At 69.5% G+C, this 754-nt stretch carries 1 protein-coding gene; it reads left to right on the top strand.

Features of this window, described 5'->3' with window-relative positions; genetic code table 11:
* Positions 1 to 754: methyl-accepting chemotaxis protein (locus ROR02_RS16475; RefSeq protein WP_246135607.1), on the top strand; the 754-nt coding region annotated here is incomplete at both ends.

Genomic DNA, 754 nt, shown 5'->3' with positions numbered 1-754 from the left:
TTTGAAACGCAGATGGGCGAAATCCTGGCCAGCCTGTCGGTCGCGTCCGAGGAACTCGACCGGACGGCCCACGCCATGGGCGACACGGCGCGGATGTCCCTGGAACGGACCACCGAGGTCAACCAGGCCCTTCAGGACACCACCAGCAATGTCCAGTCGGTGGCCGCCGCCGCCGAGGAGATGACCGCCGCGATCGGCGAGATCTCGGTGCAGGTCACCCGCTCCACCACCGTGGTGGGCGAGGCCGTGGCCCTGGCCGAGGACACCAACGCCAGCGTGCGCGCCCTTTCCGAGGCCGCCGCCCGCATCGGCCAGGTGGTGACCCTGATCACCGACATCGCGAGCCAGACCAACCTGCTGGCGCTCAACGCCACCATCGAGGCGGCCCGGGCCGGCGACGCGGGCAAGGGGTTCGCCGTGGTCGCGGGCGAGGTCAAGGCGCTGGCCAACCAGACCGCCAAGGCCACCGAGGAAATCGCTCGTCAGATCACCGACATCCAGGGTCAGACCCTGCAAAGCGTGGGGGCGATCGAACGCATTGCCCAGGCGATTACCCAGGTCAACGAGATCTCGGCCACCATCGCCGCCGCGATCGAGGAACAAGGGGCGGCGACCCACGAGATTTCCCGGGCCATTCAGCTGGCCTCGTCGGGCGCGGCCCAGGTAGCCCACAGCGCCGATGGCATGCAAACCGCCGCCGATGCCACCGGGACCTCGGCCAAGGACGTGGGCACCGCCACCGGTCTGGTCGCCC

The sequence above is a fragment of the Pararhodospirillum oryzae genome (genome assembly GCF_007992075.1).
GTDB lineage: Bacteria > Pseudomonadota > Alphaproteobacteria > Rhodospirillales > Rhodospirillaceae > Pararhodospirillum > Pararhodospirillum oryzae.
This window is presented reverse-complemented; position numbering and strand designations above follow the sequence as displayed.